Origin of the sequence: Cetobacterium sp. 2G large (assembly GCF_014250655.1) — a bacterium.
GTDB lineage: Bacteria > Fusobacteriota > Fusobacteriia > Fusobacteriales > Fusobacteriaceae > Cetobacterium_A > Cetobacterium_A somerae.
On sequence record NZ_JACHTH010000007.1, the window covers coordinates 568,292 to 582,604 of the forward strand.

The following is a 14,313-nucleotide window of genomic DNA, read 5'->3' on the forward strand; positions in this document are numbered from 1 at the left end:
TATTTAGAGAATTAAAGAGAAACTTCTCCTTTATCATCCCAGCACTCTACACCTGTAGAGTTAGAAAGAACGTTCTTAGTGAAAACAGGATTTCTTTTGGCTTTTCTTTCTTCTAAATAGTGATGAATACATTCAATGGCAGGAACTCTAAGTTTAGTAATAGCATATATATTGAAAAGTGCCATGAATGCCATAAATAAATCAGCCATAGCCCAAACAGATGGAGCATCTTTGATAGAACCCCAGAAAACCATAGCAAGAGCAACAACTTTAAATGGGTTTTCTAACCATTTTTTTTCAGTATAGGCTATATTAACAATTCCGTAGAAGTAATTTCCAATAACTGATGAAAAAGCAAATAAAAATATACAAGCCATCAAGAAAATTCTACCAAAAATTCCAAGTTCATGTATCATAGCAGTTTGAGTTAATTCAATTCCTTTATGAGTAGTAGTTCCTAATACTCCAGAGAAAAGAATGATAAAAGCTGTAGCAGAACAAATAGCTAATGTAGTAACATAAACTCCTAAAGTTTGAACTAATCCCTGTTTGAAAGGGTGATCTGTAGAAGCACTAGCTCCAGCGTTTGGAGTTGATCCCATACCAGCTTCATTTGAAAAAAGACCTCTTTTAATACCTTCCATAACAATAACTCCAAGAGCACCTCCACCAGCAGCAGCTGGATCAAAAGCGTTTGTCATAATTAATGAAAGCACTCCAGGAAGAGCTGCAATGTTCTTTAAAACTATAAAAACAGCAACTACTAAATAAAATACACCCATAATTGGAACAATAATCTCTGAAACTTTTGCAATTCTATGAGCTCCTCCTAAAATGATTATAGCTGTTAATACAGTTAAAATAATAGCTCCATAAAATTGATTTATACCATACGCATGTTGAAAAGCTACTGTAATTGTATTAGCTTGAACAGCATTAAAAATAAAACCATAAGTTATTGTAATAAGAATGGAAAAAGCTACACCAAGATATTTTTTATTCATACCTAATTCCATATAATAAGCTGGTCCACCAACAAAGATTCCATCCTCTTTCTTTTTATAAATTTGAGCTAAAGTATTTTCAACTAAACTCAAACTACCAGCTACTAAAGCTAAAATCCACATCCAAAATATAGATCCCGGTCCACCAACAGATATAGCAAGGGCAACTCCTGCTAAACTACCAGTTCCAACTTTAGAACCAGCACTAATGCAAAATGCTTGGAATGGTGAAACACCTTTTCCATTTCCTTTTTCAAGCATTACTTTAAACATCTCTTTAATCTCAGTTATATTTGCAAACTTTAATTTAAAAGTGAAATATAATCCTGAAATAATAAGAACTGCGATTAAAACATAAGACCATAAAATGTTGTTAAGTGTGTTGATAATATTCATTGTTCCTCCTATATAATATATAATAAATTGTGTGTGTGTTTAGAATATTCTACATTTAAGCTCATTGCATAGGTCTTCTAAAAGACATACTCCAGCTATAGGATTTCCTTTTTGATCAAGAGCAGGTGAGTAAATACCAATTCCCATTTTATGAGGAACAACGGAAACGATTCCTCCACCAACTCCACTTTTTGACGGTAAACCAACTCTTACAGCAAACTCACCAGAGTTATCATACATTCCACATGTAACCATAAGTGTTTTTACAATTCGGCTAACTCTATTAGAAACAACTTGTTCGCCAGTACTAGTTTGTCCTTCATTAGCTAGAAATAAACCTAGTTTTGCAATTGTTTTTGCAGTGACGTCAATAGAGCATTGCTTAAAATAAACTTCTAAAGCTTCCTCTACATTTCCTGTGATAATTCCCTCAGATTTCAAATAATATCCCATAGCTCTATTTTTATTTCCTGTTTCAGATTCACTTAAATAAACCTTTGGGTTTAGTTCAAGAGATGGGTCTTCTGTTATTTTTTTGAAAAATTCAAGAAGTCGATTGAATTTATCCTTTGCATCATCACCTTTAATCATAGAAGATACAACGATAGCTCCAGCATTAATCATAGGATTATATGGTTTTCTTCTACTAGATGTTTCTAATTTTCTAATAGAGTTAAATGGGTCTCCACTAGGGTCCATTCCAACTTTAGAGAATACATATTCCTCTCCATTATCTAAAATAGCTAACATAAGCGCAACTACTTTAGAGATACTTTGTACTGTGAATTTATTATCATAATCTCCAGCAAAGTATTCATTTCCCTCATTATCTAAAATATATATTCCAAGATTTCTGGGGTTTGTTTTTTCTAATTCAGGGATATAACTTGCGACTTTCCCTAATTCAGTTGTCTTTCTGTGTTTTTCAACTAATTCTTTTAGTAATTCTTGCATTTTTTACCTCCTAAAAGTACTGTTACTAAACTTTGTATATAATTATAATACTTTTTATATATGAACAAAGTAAAATATATTGTTTCAATGTGAAATTAATTTCTGATTTTTTAATTATATAAATTTTTTTTTATTGTTTGAAAATGCTTAAAAATAGAGAAGAGTATAAAATTCTATTTTAAATATAAAAAAAAGTTTGTTCAAAAATATGTGAAATTAATATTAAAAAAACAGAAAAAATAAATATAGAAAAAATAAATAGTCAATATTCATAAAATGAATTTATTGAAACAAAAAAATAAAAAAGGGTAGTAAAATACAGTTAATACTACCCAAAATATCTAACTATTTAATAATGAGAAAATTGTAATACTTTGAAAAACAATATCATAAACTAAAGCTAAAGCAGGGATCTTACTCTCTATATGAGGAGCTAAAGAAATTTCAACTCTTTTAGGTTGTATATTTAAATTAGAATTTGCTTTTTTAGAAATAGCAGTACCTAATCCAAATTGAATACTTTGAGCTTCAGGAATTAAAGAGAAAGCTATTTCAGAAAAAATACTTTTAAATTTATTCATATCAGTATTTTGAGGTAGATTTATTTCTAATGAGCTACCTAGAGCATCGTTAGTAATAATCATCTTTTGTATAGCTACTCTAATGTATGCTTCATTTTTTTCACCATGAAATATTCCTCCAATTTCAAGAGGATTTACTGTAGGAATCTCTAACAGAAGTTTTTTACACAAAGCTCCAACTAAAATCATAGCTGAAGGTAAATCACCATATGTATAGATAAATACAATATCTTCACCATTAGTTTTTTCATCTATAATTCCAGAAATAACATCAATTTCTTCTTCAGGATTAGGAGAATAACCTTCCATAGTTCTTTTAGCTAAATCTTTTCCAAAATCTAAAGCAGTTATTGATATATTTTTAGGAAAATTTATAATTGATAGTTTTATACCATTATCTGTATTTTCAAAATTTATTTTAATTTTTTTACCAAAAATCATAAAAACCTCCAAGATTAAATTTAATTTACTATATATTATATAATAAAATTTACTTAATCTCTAGAAAAAAGAGAAATTAATTTTTTAAAAGACATTTATCTAAGCATAAATTAAGTAGTTCTTTTTGACACTGCTCCCAAGTTCCAACAATAAAAACTCCATTAGATTCAACTCTCCAAAAGTGATTAGAAACTCTTTTAAATCTCATTAATACTCCTCCTCAAATTTTCTACATAAATGTATAAGAAAAAAATAAAAAAATTTAAAATTCATCTATTAGAATTATACTTTAATGTAGAAAAAAAATCAAATATTTTTTTACATTTTTGTAGAAAAATAGTATAATAAATTAAAAAATAAGAAGGGAGGATAATGTGAAGACTAAATTTGGTAATTATTTAGAAAAAATGATGATGAAAAATAATTATACATTAGAATATATAGCAAAGCAAACAGATTCTTCTCTATCTGTAGTAGGTCACTATAGAAAAGGAATTAGAATTCCTAAGGATGATTTTGTAGAAAGATTTATTGAAAAATTTATTGAAACAGATAAAGAAGCAGATGAAATTAGATATATAGTTGCTTATGATAGAACTCCAGATTTAATAAAAAGAAAATTAGATGAAAATAATCAAGAGGAAAAAAATAAGCAACAAGCAGAGATAATAACTTTACCAGTCTTAGGTAAAGCAGCAGCAGGATTAGGTCATATAAATTTTGAGGACAACACTAGAACGGAGGTATTATCTTCTATTTCAAATATAGAATTGCCTAAGAATGCTTTTTTAGTAGAAGTTAGTGGAGATTCAATGTTTCCAACTTTATCAGATGGAGATTTAGTCATAATTAATCCCGTTCAAAAGCAGATGAGAATGGTAGAAGGAAAAGTTTGTGTATTTAGTTATCATGATCAAACATATATAAAAAGACTTAAAATTAATAAAAATGAAGTAAGACTCGTATCTGATAATAGTGATAAAAAAAGATATTCAGATATCATTATATCTGACGAAGAATTGGAGTATTTAAAATGCTATGGAGCTGTTATAGAAAGTAGAAGAAAACACTAGGATATTACCTCCTAGTGTTTTAAATTATATTGTTCAATTTTTCTATACAGGGTAGCTATTCCTATTCCTAAAATTTTAGCAATTTGTTTTTTACTTTCTGTTGAATCTCCATATTTAATTAACAAATTACTAATCATTTCAATTTCCATACTTTTAAGAGTTCTTTCTTGAGGTATTTTAGCAGAATTAGTTGTAAGTAATTTTTGTGGAAGATGATTATACGATAAAATACCATTATCTCCCATTAAATTAATCATATATTCAATAGTATTTTCAAGTTCTCTTACGTTACCAGGCCAATTGTATTTTTCAAATATACTTAGAACTTCAGATGAAATATTAGCAAAATTTTTTTTAAATAGAGTAGCATACTTTTCAGCGAAATGTTCTGCAAAAATAAAAATATCTCCAGTTCTTTTTCTTAATGGTGGGACTTCAATAGGAACAACATTAAGTCTATAGTATAAATCTTTTCTAAACTCTCCCATCTCTACTAAGTGTTCTAAATTTTGATTTGTTGCAGCAATAATTCGGACATCTACATCAATAAGTTGATTTGATCCAATTCTGATAATTTTTCTTTCTTGTAAAACTCTAAGCAACTTAATTTGCATATATAAAGGCATATCTCCTATCTCATCTAAAAATAAGGTACCTCCATTAGCTAATTCAAATTTCCCAATTTTTCCTCTAGGATCAGCCCCGGTAAAAGAACCTTTCACATAACCAAAGAATTCACTTTCAAGAAGAGCCTCAGGAATAGCTCCACAATTTATAGCTATAAAAGGTTGATTAACTCTATTGCTATTCATGTGTATAGTTCTAGCAATTATTTCTTTACCTGTTCCACTTTCACCTGTTATTAGAACTGTTGACGGATTTTTTGATATCTTATTGATTCGTTCAAATAATTTTTTCATAGAATCAGAGTAGAAAATAAAATCTTTAACAAGAGTTCCAGTAGTTGAATTTGTAACGTGTAATATTGAATTATGAATAGCTTTTTTTTCTTTAAAAATTAAGACTTTTTCAAAAGGTGAAAAAGTAAAAATCTCTCCAAAAACATCAAGCTTTTTATCATTATAAATAATAGAGTAAGCATTTTTTCCTAAAAAATTATCATTTAAAGGTTGAATAAAAAGGTTTTCTTGAAGAATTTTAGTATTAAAAAGTTTTATAGAAACTTCATTCATATGTGTTAACAAATGGTTATTATCATAAATTAAAATACCTTCTTCTATTTTATTAAGTATGACTTTTAGAAACTCTTTTTTAGATTCAGCATATGAATTTTCTAAAAATAGATAAGCTTGGGATGAAATAAAACCAGAAATTTGTTTTAAAAAATTTAAATACTTTTCTTGTTTATCAATAAAATTTAATTTTTGTTGATTATTAAAACAAATAAGTCCAATAACTCCAGCCACTTCGTTATTAAAAAAAATAGGTGTTGAAACTTCTAACTTTTCTTTGCAGTTTTGAATAGATGGACATCTACTACAGTGAATATCCTCTTTAGGATTTAATATTACATACTCTTTTCCAGTTTCTAAAACTTTTTTATAAATATGTGATTCTTCAGTCATAGATTGTCCGACTTTATTTTTAAGACGACCAGTTCCTCCAACTCTAATAAAATTTTTATCCATAATTTCAACGTCCATTTGGATAATTTGAGAAATAGTTTCAGCAAATTTTTGGATATCTTTTCTTAAATTAATTAATATATTTTCCATAAATCACTTCCTTAAAAAATTAATTATCAAAATGATAATTAACTATAGATTTAACCTTAAATATAGAGATTTTAAATATTATCATAATGATAAATATTATCATAATGATAATATAACATTACGTATATATTTTTTAAAAATATAAAAAATATATACGTAATGTTCAAAAATAAAATCAATGAAAGGAATATAGAAATTATATCATTTATTTTTGGTATAGAAATTGCTTATTATATGAGTGGAGATAAAATTAATAAGGAGTGAGTTATGGAAAATAAAATTAAATATGCTTTCAATGAAATTGAAAAGGGAGACAATTATGAAAGTTGCTTAAATATTTTAACTGAGAATGAAGTAGTAAAAGCAAAGAACTTTCATAGTAGTTTTCCACAATATAAAGAAACCCCTTTAGCTAAATTAGATAATGTAGCTAAAAGTATCGGACTTGCTGGAATATTTGTAAAAGATGAGTCATATAGATTTGGATTAAATGCATTCAAAGTTTTAGGTGGATCATTTGCCATGGCAAAATATCTGGCTTCAAGGTTAGGAGATGATATATCTAACTTAGATTATGAAAAATTAATTTCTAAGGACATAAAGGAAAAGTTAGGAGATGTAACATTTTATACAGCAACAGATGGAAATCATGGAAGAGGTGTTGCTTGGACAGCTAATAAATTAAATCAAAAATCTGTTGTTTATATGCCTTTTGGGTCATCTATAGCAAGACTTGAAAACATTAAAAAAGAGGGAGCGGAAGCTTCAATAACTGATATGAACTATGATGATGCGGTAAGACTTGCAGCAAAAAATGCAAAAGAAACAAATGGAGTTGTAGTTCAAGATACAGCGTGGGAAGGATATGAAGAGATTCCAGCGTGGATTATGCAAGGATATGGAACTATGGCTTTAGAAGCTATCGAACAATTAAAAAGTTATGGAGTAGATAGACCAACACACATATTTGTTCAAGCTGGAGTAGGGTCTTTAGCTGGAGCGGTTCAAGGGGTATTCGCTTCTATCTACGGAAAAGATTGTCCAATAACAGTTATAGCTGAATCAGATTTAGCAGATTGTTTATATAAATCAGCTTTAGCAAAAGATGGAAAACCAAGATTTGTAGGTGGTACTATGCAAACAATAATGGCTGGATTAGCGTGTGGAGAACCAAATACAATAGGATGGGAAATTTTAAGAAATTATAGTACAGCATTTTTATCATGTCCAGATTGGAGTGCAGCAAATGGAATGAGAATATTAGGAAATCCTTTAGATGGAGATGAAAGAGTAAAATCTGGAGAATCAGGGGCTGTAACTATGGGAGTACTTTATGAAATTATGACAAATGATGAGTATAAAGAGTTAAGAGATAAATTAAAACTTAATAAAGATTCAAAAGTATTGTTGTTTAGCACAGAGGGAGATACAGATCCAAAAAAATATAGAGATATAGTTTGGTTTGGTGAATGTACAAAATAATTAAATTTAAAATAAAAGTTTTAGGAGGAAAAAATGTTTTCTAAAGAGAGAGAGAATCAAGTTATAGAGTTATGTCAAGAGTTAATAAAAGCGCCAAGCTATTCAGGAGAAGAGGGAGAAGTAGTTGAAGTAATAAAAAAAGCTTTTGATAGACTTGGGTTTGATGAATATTTTGTAGATGAATATGGAAATATAGTTGGAAAAATCAAAGGGAAAAAACCAGGTAAAAAAATCTTATTTGATGGACATATAGATACAGTACCAGTTCCTGATAAAAGTAAATGGAGTTTTGGACCTTTTGATGGAACTATATCTGATGGAAAAATATATGGAAGAGGAACATCAGATATGAAGGGACAAGTTGGAGCTATGATATCAGCGTGTGCTTATTTTGCTAAAGATTGTAATAAAGATTTTGAAGGAGAAATTTATGTAGCCGGAGTTGTCCATGAGGAGTGTTTTGAAGGAATTGCAGCAAGAAAAATAAGTGCAGCAGTAAAACCAGATTACGTTGTAATTGGAGAGTGCTCAGAACTTAACTTAAAAATAGGTCAAAGAGGAAGAGGAGAAATAGTTGTAGAAACATTTGGAAAGCCAGCACATTCAGCTAATCCAGACAAAGGAATAAATGCAGTCTATAAAATGGCTACAGTAATTCAAGAGATAAATAAATTAGTTCCACCAGTACATCCTGTTTTAGGAAAAGGAATTTTAGAGCTTGTAGATATAAAATCAGCACCATATCCAGGAGCTTCAGTAGTGCCTGAGTATTGTAGAGCTACTTATGATAGAAGACTTTTAGTTGGAGAAACAATGGAAAGTGTAATAAAACCATTGCAAGAATTAGCACAAAAACTTATGGAAAATGATCCGCAAATGAAGATAAAAGTATCTTATTCAGTTGGAAAAGAGAAGTGTTATACAGGGAATACAATAGAGGGAGAAAGATTTTTCCCAGGATGGTTATATGAGAAGGATGATGAATTTACAAAAATAGCTTATGAAGGATTAAAATCAGTAGGATTAAACCCTGAAATAACGCAATATTCATTCTGTACGAATGGGTCTCACTATGCAGGAGAAGCAAAAATACCAACAATTGGATTTGGTCCATCAAGAGAAAACTTAGCTCACACAATAGATGAACATATAGAGATAGAGCAACTACTAAAAGGAACAGAAGGTTATTATGGAATTTTAAAGTCTCTTTACAAAAAATAGAGAAAAGGAGAGATCATGAAAATATTAATAAAAAATGGATTAATCGTAAATGGGAACAATACAGTGCCATTTTTAGGTGATTTATTAATTGAAAATAACCTAATAAAATCAATAGGAAAAATAGATGAAGTAGCTGATAAAATTATTGATGCAAAAGGAAAAATAGTTTGTCCAGGATTTATAGATACTCATAGCCATTCAGATTTGATGATTTTAGTAAATCCATATAATGAAATAAAAATAAGACAAGGAATAACAACAGAGGTCTTGGGTCAAGATGGGATTTCAATGGCTCCATTGCCTAAAAAATATGTAAGTTCTTGGAGAAAAAATATTGCAGGTTTAGATGGAGAATCAGACGAAATTAATTGGGAATATGAAACTACTGATAACTATTTAAAAATGATGGAAGAAAATGGTGTTGGATTAAATGAGGCATATTTAGTTCCTCATGGGAATATAAGAATGGAAGCTATGGGGTTAGAAGGGCGCCCAGCCACAGATGAAGAGATTAAAAAAATGTGTGAAATAACAAGAAGAGAGATGGAAGTTGGAGCATTTGGACTATCGACAGGACTTATATATATACCATGTGCTTATTCAGAAACAAAAGAAATTATTGAAATGTGTAAGGTAGTTGCTGAATTTGATGGAGTGTTTGTAATTCATCAAAGAAGCGAAGCAGATACAATAGTTAATTCAATGAGAGAAGTTATAGAGATAGGAAAAAAATCTGGAGTAAAGATACACTTTTCCCATTTTAAAGTTTGTGGAAAAAGTAACTGGAAATACTTAGATGAGATGTTAAATCTATTAGAAGAGGCTAGAAAAGAGGGGATAGAGGTTTCGTTTGACCAATATCCTTATGCAGCAGGAAGTACTATGTTAGGAGTAATATTACCTCCTTGGGCTCATGCTGGAGGAACAGATGAATTAATGAAAAGACTTGAAAATAGTGACTGTAGAAATAAAATGATTTATGACATGGAGAATGGGATTCCTGGATGGGATAATTTTGTAGAATTTGCTGGATTAGATCAGATATTTGTGACATCAGTAAAAACTGAAAAAAATAGTGATTTAATAGGAAAAAATCTTTTGGAAATTGGAAAAATTAGAGGAAAAGATCCTTATAATGCGACTTTTGATCTTTTATTAGAAGAAGAAAATGCCGTAGGAATGGTTGATTTCTATGGATTAGAAGAGCACGTTATTAAAATTTTAAAAAGACCAGAGCAAAATGTTTGTACAGATGGACTTTTAACTGGAAAGCCTCATCCAAGAGCTTATGGTTCGTTTCCAAGAGTTTTAGGAAGATATGTTAGAGAACAAAAAATTTTAACAATAGAGGAAGCTATTTTTAAAATGACTAAAAAAGCGGCAACTTCTTTTGGAATAAAAAATAGAGGTGTTATAGAAGAAGAATATTTTGCAGATATTTTAGTTATAGACTTAGAAGAGATAATTGATAAAGGTACATATGTAGATCCAATACAATATCCTAAAGGAATAAATTATGTTTTAATAAATGGAAATATTGTATTAGAGAATGGAAATTATCATAAAGTCCTTGCAGGAGAGGTTATTAGAAAAAAATAGAGGAGGTTTTATGTTAATTGGAAATGGAAGAGTAATTACTCATGATAAAGAATGTCCATATTTTGAAAATGGTGGAGTTTTAATAAAAGATGGGAAAATACTAGAAATTGGAAAAAGTGATATTTTAAAAAATAAATATCCTAATGAAGAGTTTATTGATGCTGAAAATAATCTTATTATGCCAGGATTTATTAATACACATCATCATATTTATAGTGCTTTTGCTAGAGGAATGAAATCCTCTGGCAAAGCTCCTAAAGATTTCCAAGAGATTTTAGAAAACCTTTGGTGGAAAGTCGATAAAAAATTAAATCATGAAGATATTAAGTATAGTGCACTAACAACATATATAGATTCTATAAAAAATGGTGTAACAACTGTATTTGATCATCATGCTGGTCCTAACTCTGTAAGTGGAAGTTTAGACATTATAGGAGAAGCTGCAAAAAAAGTGGGAATTAGAAGCTGTTTATGTTATGAGGTTTCAGATAGAGATGGTTTAGATATTGCTGAAGAGGGAATCAATGAAAATATAAGATTTATAAAAAAATGTCAAAATGAGCATGAAAACATGTTAAAAGGAATGTTTGGACTTCATGCTTCATTTACATTAAGTGATGAAACTTTAAAAAAATGTCAAAAAGCTATATGCGGATTAGACGTTGGGTATCATGTTCATATTGCTGAGGGTATAGGCGATTTGAATAACTCACTAGAAAAATATGGGAAAAGAGTTGTTGAAAGACTTTTGGAATTTGAAATTTTGGGAGAAAAAACAATAGGAGTTCATTGTATCTATATTAATGAGAAAGAGATGGAGATTTTAAAAAGCACAAAAACCAATGTGGTTCACAATCCAGAATCAAATATGGGTAACGCTGTAGGCTGCTCTCCAATACTAGAGATGTATTCGAAAGGAATACGTTTAGGATTAGGAACTGATGGATACACAAGTGATATGTTAGAGTCTTTAAAAGTTGGAAATATAATTCATAAACATGAAAAAAGAGATCCTTCGGTTGCTTGGATAGAATTACCAACTATGCTTTTTGAAAATAATAGAAAAATAGCAGAACAATACTTTGAAGGTTCAATGGGAATTTTAAAAAAGGGAGCATTAGCAGATGTCATCATTGTAAACTATAATCCTTTAACAGAGATAAATGAAGAAAATTATAACAGCCATCTTCTATTTGGAATAATGGGTAGAGATGTCATAACAACGATTATAAACGGAAAGATAGTTATGAAGAATAGAAAAATATTAACACTAGATGAAAAAGAGGTTTTTAAAAATTCAAGAATAGTTTCAAAAAAAATGTGGTTAAGAGACTAAAAATTTAAAAGCGGAGGAAAAATGGGTGTTAAAACTATGGAATTAGAAAAAGGTATTGTAGAAGAAGTTCATCAAAAGTTAGAGATAAAAAATATGTTTTTATTAGGAATTCAGCATGTTGCAGCAATGTGTGCAGGTGCAATAGCCGTTCCAATGATTTTAGGAGAAAGTTTAGGATTGGGACAAGAGGAGATTAATACGTTAGTAAGTGCAACACTTATGATGGCAGGACTAGGAACATTTATTCAAACTTTAGATATTCATGGAAAAATAGGAGCAAAATTGCCGATAGTTGAGGGTGTAAGTTTTGCTGGTGTTTCAGCTTTAGTTGCTGTAGGGCTAAGTTATAAAGGGAGCGATCCAATTTTTGGTTTACAAGTTATGTTTGGAGCAACAATAGTATCTGGAATTTTTGCATTTTTAGTGGCACCAATGTTTGGAAAACTTTTAAAATATTTTCCGCCACTAGTATCTGGAGTTGTTGTTACTTCTATGGGATTATCATTAATTCCAGTAGCTTTGAGATGGGTAGCAGGAAGTCCAAAAAGTTCAAGCTTTTTAAGCATTAAAAATATAATTTTAGCATTGGTAACAATAGGAATAATACTAGCTATTCAAAAATTATCTAAAGGATTTTTGGGAAATATTGCTATTCTATTAGGTATTTTTTTAGGAACTTTAGTAGCAATTCCTATGGGATTAACTGATTTTTCAACTCTAAATGAAGCTACAGCTTTTACAATAAATACACCACTACAATTTGGATTTCCAAAATTTGAGTTAACAGCAATCTTATCGTTATTTTTAGTTCAATTGGTAATAATGACAGATGCTACAGGAAATCAAATAAATTTATCTGATATTTGTTCTGTAGAACCTAATCAAGAAAAGATTGTAGCAGGACTAAGAGGACATGGTTTAACAAGTATTATCGCTGGATTTTTTAATAGCTTTCCTCACTCTTTATTTGGTCAAAATGTAGGTATTGCTGCAATAACGGGGGTAAAAAGTAGATTTGTAGGAACTGCAGCAGGAATAATACTATTAGTTGTTAGTTTTTTTCCTAAATTAGTAGCAATTTTAACATCAATTCCGTCTCCTGTATTAGGTGGAGCAGGAATAATAATGTTTGGAATAGTTGCAGCTAATGGAATAAAAAGATTAGGAACAATAAGTTATGATGGAAATAAAAATCTTGTAATAGTGGCTACAAGTTTAGGAATGGCATTAGCTCCAATAGCAGCACCACAACTATTTACTAATTTTCCTCAATGGGGAAAAATTTTATTTCAAAGTCCAGTAACTTTAGGAGCATTAACGGTTTTAATTTTAAATATTGTATTTAATGAGTTCAATAAAAAATAAATTTTTGGAGGAATATAAAATGGCTAATATAAAAGTAAATTTTGCAGGATTAGAGTATGATAACCCAGTAATAGTGGCGGCGGGACCACCATCAAAAGACGCTCAGGCTATAAAAGAAGCGATGGAAGGAGGAGCAGCAGGTGTAGTTGCAAAAACAATTTCTAGTGAAGCAGCAGAAATTCCAAAACCTTGCATGTATGATTTTAAAGGAAATCATTTTTTAAATACAGAATTATGGTCAGAGTTATCTCCAGAGCATTGGGTAGAACAAGAGTATGAAAAGTGTAAAATTAAAGGTGAGCCATTAATAATAGGTCTTGGCTATGTAAAAGAGGATATAAAAAAATTAATACCAATGGTTGACAAATTTGCAGATGCTTATGAAATATCAAGTCATTATGTAGGAAGGGATTTAACACCAATGTTAAATACTTTAAAAATGGCAAAGATGCTAACAAAAAAACCAGTATTTATGAAAGTATCACCAGGAGTTGAGAATTTAGGAGACGTAGCTAGAGCATTAGAAACTGCAGGTGCTGATGGATTAGTTGCTATAAACTCTGTGGGACCTTGTTTGTCAATTGATTTAGAAACTGGAAAGCCACATATGGGAAGCAAAAGTGGATATGGATGGATGTCTGGAGCAGCTATAAAACCAATAGCTATGAGAGTAGTATATGAACTTGCACAAGCGGTAAAAATTCCAATTTTTGCAGTAGGGGGAGTTACAAAAGGAGAGGATGTAATAGAGTATGTAATGGCTGGAGCAACTGCTGTTCAGGTTTGTACTCAAGGCATAGTAGAGGGACCTAAGGCTTTTGGTAGAATTGCTAAGGAAACGAATAATTGGTTAGATGCCCATGGGTATAGTTCATTGGATGAAATAAGAGGAATAACAATAAAGCATATGGAAAGTATTAAAGAAAATAATTATATGACTATTCCTCCTAAAGTAGAGTTAGATAAATGTGTAGGATGTGGAATTTGTAAAATAGTTTGTGGTTATAAAGCTATTGAGATAGAAAATAAAAAGGCAGTTATAGATATAGATAGATGTTTTGGATGTGGAGTTTGTACATCAAAATGTCCTACAAAAGCATTATCAATACCAAGATAAAATAGGGG

The 14,313-nt window shown here is 29.9% G+C and carries 12 protein-coding genes; 7 read left to right on the plus strand and 5 right to left on the minus strand.

Annotated features, from left to right (window positions below; translation table 11 throughout):
- Window positions 1-11 precede the first annotated feature (11 nt).
- The 4 genes from H5J23_RS13240 to H5J23_RS14255 form a co-directional block, all read right to left on the minus strand.
- Window positions 12-1,400, minus strand: a complete 1,389-nt coding sequence (locus tag H5J23_RS13240) for a sodium:alanine symporter family protein (protein WP_185892732.1) — start codon at window positions 1,398-1,400, stop codon at window positions 12-14.
- A gap of 39 nt (window positions 1,401-1,439) precedes the next feature.
- Window positions 1,440-2,354, minus strand: a complete 915-nt coding sequence (gene glsA / locus H5J23_RS13245) for a glutaminase A (protein WP_023051758.1) — start codon at window positions 2,352-2,354, stop codon at window positions 1,440-1,442.
- A gap of 341 nt (window positions 2,355-2,695) precedes the next feature.
- Window positions 2,696-3,376 (minus strand): hypothetical protein, encoded by a 681-nt coding sequence (locus H5J23_RS13250; RefSeq protein ID WP_185892734.1) that lies wholly within the window; start codon window positions 3,374-3,376, stop codon window positions 2,696-2,698.
- A 76-nt stretch (window positions 3,377-3,452) separates the two neighbouring features.
- On the minus strand, window positions 3,453-3,584 hold the full coding sequence (locus H5J23_RS14255; protein ID WP_023052390.1) for a hypothetical protein: 132 nt from the start codon (window positions 3,582-3,584) through the stop codon (window positions 3,453-3,455).
- A 166-nt stretch (window positions 3,585-3,750) separates the two neighbouring features.
- Between H5J23_RS14255 and H5J23_RS13255 the strand changes: the two genes are divergently transcribed.
- Complete coding sequence (locus tag H5J23_RS13255; protein ID WP_023052389.1) at window positions 3,751-4,449, plus strand: LexA family transcriptional regulator; 699 nt, start codon at window positions 3,751-3,753, stop codon at window positions 4,447-4,449.
- Between the two features lie 11 nt (window positions 4,450-4,460).
- On the opposite strand, the gene H5J23_RS13260 is transcribed toward H5J23_RS13255, so the two are convergent.
- Window positions 4,461-6,185 carry a sigma-54-dependent Fis family transcriptional regulator gene (locus H5J23_RS13260; protein ID WP_185892735.1) on the minus strand — a complete coding sequence of 575 codons (1,725 nt, stop codon included), beginning with the start codon at window positions 6,183-6,185 and terminating at the stop codon, window positions 4,461-4,463.
- 267 nt (window positions 6,186-6,452) lie between these two features.
- On the opposite strand from H5J23_RS13260, the gene dpaL reads away from it, so the two are divergent.
- Genes dpaL through H5J23_RS13290 form a run of 6 tightly spaced genes read left to right on the plus strand, consistent with a single transcriptional unit; the run spans window position 6,453 to window position 14,305 of the window.
- Complete coding sequence (gene dpaL, locus H5J23_RS13265) at window positions 6,453-7,667, plus strand: diaminopropionate ammonia-lyase (protein ID WP_185892737.1); 1,215 nt, start codon at window positions 6,453-6,455, stop codon at window positions 7,665-7,667.
- A 33-nt stretch (window positions 7,668-7,700) separates the two neighbouring features.
- A complete protein-coding gene (locus tag H5J23_RS13270; protein ID WP_185892739.1) occupies window positions 7,701-8,888 on the plus strand; it encodes a YgeY family selenium metabolism-linked hydrolase in 1,188 nt (395 codons plus the stop codon).
- Window positions 8,889-8,903: 15 nt separating this feature from the next.
- Window positions 8,904-10,487 (plus strand): amidohydrolase family protein, encoded by a 1,584-nt coding sequence (locus H5J23_RS13275; RefSeq protein ID WP_185892741.1) that lies wholly within the window; start codon window positions 8,904-8,906, stop codon window positions 10,485-10,487.
- Between the two features lie 10 nt (window positions 10,488-10,497).
- On the plus strand, window positions 10,498-11,823 hold the full coding sequence (gene ssnA, locus H5J23_RS13280) for a putative aminohydrolase SsnA (protein ID WP_185892743.1): 1,326 nt from the start codon (window positions 10,498-10,500) through the stop codon (window positions 11,821-11,823).
- 21 nt (window positions 11,824-11,844) lie between these two features.
- On the plus strand, window positions 11,845-13,188 hold the full coding sequence (locus tag H5J23_RS13285) for a nucleobase:cation symporter-2 family protein (RefSeq protein ID WP_255494431.1): 1,344 nt from the start codon (window positions 11,845-11,847) through the stop codon (window positions 13,186-13,188).
- Between the two features lie 19 nt (window positions 13,189-13,207).
- Entirely contained in the window at window positions 13,208-14,305 is a 1,098-nt protein-coding gene (locus H5J23_RS13290; RefSeq protein ID WP_185892745.1) for a 4Fe-4S binding protein, read from the plus strand.
- The last annotated feature ends 8 nt before the right edge of the window (window positions 14,306-14,313 follow it).

Excerpts from the sequence above, each read along its gene's own strand:
- H5J23_RS13240 (WP_185892732.1), bottom strand. The coding sequence starts at position 1,400 with ATGAATATTATCAACACACTTAACAACATTTTATGGTCTTATGTTTTA.
- glsA (WP_023051758.1), bottom strand. The coding sequence starts at position 2,354 with ATGCAAGAATTACTAAAAGAATTAGTTGAAAAACACAGAAAGACAACT.
- H5J23_RS13250 (WP_185892734.1), bottom strand. The coding sequence starts at position 3,376 with ATGATTTTTGGTAAAAAAATTAAAATAAATTTTGAAAATACAGATAAT.
- H5J23_RS14255 (WP_023052390.1), bottom strand. The coding sequence starts at position 3,584 with ATGAGATTTAAAAGAGTTTCTAATCACTTTTGGAGAGTTGAATCTAAT.
- H5J23_RS13260 (WP_185892735.1), bottom strand. The coding sequence starts at position 6,185 with ATGGAAAATATATTAATTAATTTAAGAAAAGATATCCAAAAATTTGCT.
- dpaL (WP_185892737.1), top strand. The coding sequence starts at position 6,453 with ATGGAAAATAAAATTAAATATGCTTTCAATGAAATTGAAAAGGGAGAC.
- H5J23_RS13270 (WP_185892739.1), top strand. The coding sequence starts at position 7,701 with ATGTTTTCTAAAGAGAGAGAGAATCAAGTTATAGAGTTATGTCAAGAG.
- H5J23_RS13275 (WP_185892741.1), top strand. The coding sequence starts at position 8,904 with ATGAAAATATTAATAAAAAATGGATTAATCGTAAATGGGAACAATACA.
- ssnA (WP_185892743.1), top strand. The coding sequence starts at position 10,498 with ATGTTAATTGGAAATGGAAGAGTAATTACTCATGATAAAGAATGTCCA.
- H5J23_RS13285 (WP_255494431.1), top strand. The coding sequence starts at position 11,845 with ATGGGTGTTAAAACTATGGAATTAGAAAAAGGTATTGTAGAAGAAGTT.
- H5J23_RS13290 (WP_185892745.1), top strand. The coding sequence starts at position 13,208 with ATGGCTAATATAAAAGTAAATTTTGCAGGATTAGAGTATGATAACCCA.